This is a genomic window from Trebonia sp. (genome assembly GCF_030042015.1).
Lineage (GTDB): Bacteria > Actinomycetota > Actinomycetes > Streptosporangiales > Streptosporangiaceae > Trebonia.
This window is the reverse complement of sequence record NZ_JASIAL010000374.1, coordinates 1-3,291: the sequence shown is the minus strand read 5'-3', so window position 1 is coordinate 3,291 and position 3,291 is coordinate 1. Positions and strand designations below refer to the sequence as shown.

Sequence of the window (3,291 nt, the reverse complement as noted above, 5' to 3'; positions counted from 1 at the left end):
GCCCGCGGCCGCCGCGGCGCCCCCCGCCGCCCCTGCCCCCGCCACCGCGAGCACGGTGGCCGGCGCGACGTGCGCGGCGTGCAACACGGCCAACCCGGCCGGGGCGAAGTTCTGCATGGGCTGCGGCCAGACGATGGCGCCGGCGGTCAGGCACTGCACCGAGTGCGGGACCGAGCTCCCGTCCGCGGCCAAATTCTGCGCCAACTGCGGCACATCCGTCGCCGGGTAAGCGGCGGCCAACCGCCGGCAAGCGCCGGGTAAGCGGCGGCCAACCGCCCGGGTAAGCCAGCCGATTTTCCCAGTCCGCCCGCCGGCCGCGGGGCGCGGCAGATCGCTCGTGATCACGAATTCGGTAGATACCCGAGGCGGCTGACGCGTTACCGTCGAAGGATGACCGGGATGACAATGTACGATTCCGTGCTGAACGACCAGTTTCCGGCCGGAGGACAGGCCTATGCCGCGTACGTCGACGGGAATGTTGGCAACCAGCCTAACTACGCCTTCATCGTCAGCACTTTCCCGAAAGCCAGCCACCTGAGCATCGCGCTTTACCCCAATAACAACGCGGACGCGCTCGATGTCGAGGCGGGCGCGTCTTCCCCGTCCGACCTGCCCGGCTGGTACGCCGTACAAAGAAAGCGGGGAATTCAGCGGCCGTGCGTCTACGCGAGCGCGTCGGCGATGACGAACGGCATCCTGCCCGTGCTCAGCTCGGCGAACATCAGTCGCGCCGACATACGGCTGTGGACCGCGCACTACGGATACGGCGAGCACATCTGCGGACCCGGCAGCTGCGGACTGGTTCCCGTCGACGTGGACGGAACGCAATGGACATCGTCCGCGCTCGGCCGCGCCCTGGACCAGTCACTGCTGCTTGACAACTTTTTCCAGACGGACCCCAGCGTCACCACGGAGGCCGAATTGCAGTCAGGACAGCTGAACCTCGGCAGGAACGCGCTGACGATCATGAGCGTGCCGCCGGGGTCCTCCCATCAGGTCGCGTTCGGCTGCGACAACGGGGTCAAGGGCCTGCCGCCCGCCGTGCTCAGGGTCGCGATCTGGGACACGGCGTGGCGGGTGCAGAACAACGTGGTGGTGGACGGCACGAAGGGCCTGACGATCGTCCCGTTCCCCAACCCGGCCAAGACCGGCGTGCTCTCGGTCATCCGCGCCGACAGCGGGGACGTGCAGGTCGGCTACGTGGTCTACTAGCGGATGCGGCGGCCCATCTCCTTGGCCGAGTAACCGCCGAGCTCGGTGACGGCCGCCTGGAAGCGGTCCGCGCGCAGCAGCGACCACAGCGGCTCAAGCAGCGGGCTTTCCAGCGCGCCCGGCGCCACCACCAGGTCATACGGTTCCCAGGTGACCGGCACGAAGTCCAGCCCGAACGCGCGGGCCGCCGCCGTGATCCCCAGGCCCGCGTCCCCCCGGCCGGAGGCGATCGCGGCGGCGACCGCCAGGTGCGTCGGCTCCTCGCGGGCATAGCCGGACACCTCGCCGGGCGAGATCCCGAGCTGCGCCAGCGCGTGATCGAGCAGCACCCGGGTGCCGGCGCCGCGCTGCCTGTTGACGTACCGCACGCGCGCTCCCGGCCGCGCCAGGTCGGCGATCCCGGCCAGGCCGAGCGGGTTCCCCGCCGCGACCATCAGGCCCTGCTCCCTGTGCACCAGCCGCACCACCGCCACGTCGGCCGCGGCCGCGCCGAACACCCGGTCCACGAACGGCAGCGTGTACTCACCCGACGCGGTGTCAAGCAGGTGCGACCCGGCGATGTGGCACAGCCCGTCGCGCAGCGCCACCAGCCCGCCGAGCGAGCCGACGTTGGAGGAGACCAGCGTGACGAGCGGGTCGTCGGCCCGCAGGGCGGACGCGGCCAGGTCGAGCACCAGGTCGTGCGACCCGATCGCCACGATCGTCCGGGAGATCTCTTCCAGGCTGCGCAGCAGTTCCACGGGCACCACCGAGCCCGCATGGTGCCCCTCCACCCCGGCGGGCACCACGAGCAGCCCGTCGGCGCGGACAAGCGAGGTGAGCACGCCGGCCCCGCGCGGCAGCGGGGTCGCGACCAGGCTGCCGCCCACCGAGCCGAGCCGCACCCGTACCCAGTCGTCCATGCCCAGCGGCGACGCGAGCTTGCGCGCCAGCTTCGCGTCGGCCCGCGGCCGGCGCCGCGGCGGCGTGCCCGACAGCTCGGCGAGCAGCGGGGCGGCGAAGATGTCGAAGGTCAGCGCGGCGGACACCGGATAACCCGGCGCGCCGAGCACCGGCGTGCGGCCGACGACGCCGAGCACCACCGGGTGCCCGGGCCGGACCGCGACCCCGTGCACGGCGAGCACGCCGGCGCCCGACACCACCCGCGCCGTGTAGTCGTCGCGCCCGGCGCTCGACCCGGCGATCACGATCAGCAGGTCGCACTCGTCCGCCGCCTTCCTCACGACCTCGGTGATCCGCTCCGGGTCATCTGGCTCGATCGGCAGGCAGCGCGCCTCGCACCCGGCCTCCCGCGCCTGTTCCGCGAGCATCAGGGAGTTCGTGTCCAGGATCTCGCCCGGCCCCAGCTCGGTCCCGATCGGCCGCACCTCGTCCCCGGTCGGCAGGATAAGGACAAGAGCCTTCTTCCGAACGGACAGGTGCGTCTGCCCAGCCGCGACCGCTGCCGCCAGGTCCGCGGCCCGCAGCCGGTGTCCTTCCGGCAGCAGCAGCTCGCCCGCGCTGACGTCCTCGCCGATCGAGCGGACGTGCGCCTGCGGGGGGACGGCGGCGCGCAGCTCCGCCCGGCCCGTCTCGTCGTAGTGCACGTACTCGCGCATCACCACGGCGTCCTTGTCGTCGGGCATCGGGTCGCCCGTGTCGACGATGTCGTACCCGCCCGGCTCGAGCCAGACCGGGGTGGTCTCGCCGGCGCCGAGCGTGTCCGCCGCGCGGATCGCGATGCCGTCCATCCCTGCGGCGTCCCACGGCGGCGACGAGCGGGTGGCCCACACCGGCGCGGCGGTCACCATCCCGGCGGCATCGGCGACAGGCACCGTGACGGCGGGGAGCCGTTCCGGGCAGCCCGCGGCCTCCCGGGCGGCACGCCAGGCGTCCAGCGCCTGCGCGGCGGGCACGTCGCGGATGAACGGGCTGTCAGGCATACAGGATCACGTCCACCTCACTACCCGCATCCAGCCCAGTGGCTTCCTCGGGGATGATTATGTACCCGTCCGCCGCGGTCAGCACCGACAGCAGCGCCGACAGGCCGAACACCGGGGTGGCCACGCCCGCGCCGACCTTGACCTGCACGACGTCGAG

The 3,291-nt window shown here is 72.4% G+C and carries 4 protein-coding genes; 2 read left to right on the top strand and 2 right to left on the bottom strand.

The window, feature by feature from the left end; translation table 11 throughout:
• The first annotated feature begins 115 nt into the window (after positions 1-115).
• Positions 116-229, top strand: coding sequence for a zinc-ribbon domain-containing protein (locus Q1N79_RS30785; RefSeq protein WP_367185118.1), 114 nt, complete (start codon positions 116-118; stop codon positions 227-229).
• Positions 230-399: 170 nt separating this feature from the next.
• A complete protein-coding gene (locus tag Q1N79_RS20410; protein ID WP_300611294.1) occupies positions 400-1,212 on the top strand; it encodes a hypothetical protein in 813 nt (270 codons plus the stop codon).
• Here Q1N79_RS20410 and Q1N79_RS20405 read toward each other — a convergent pair.
• On the bottom strand, positions 1,209-3,134 hold the full coding sequence (locus Q1N79_RS20405) for a molybdopterin biosynthesis protein (RefSeq protein ID WP_300611292.1): 1,926 nt from the start codon (positions 3,132-3,134) through the stop codon (positions 1,209-1,211). The genes Q1N79_RS20410 and Q1N79_RS20405 overlap by 4 nt on opposite strands.
• A complete protein-coding gene (locus tag Q1N79_RS30780; protein WP_367185117.1) occupies positions 3,127-3,258 on the bottom strand; it encodes a hypothetical protein in 132 nt (43 codons plus the stop codon). The genes Q1N79_RS20405 and Q1N79_RS30780 overlap by 8 nt, the downstream gene beginning before the upstream one ends.
• Positions 3,259-3,291 lie beyond the last annotated feature (33 nt).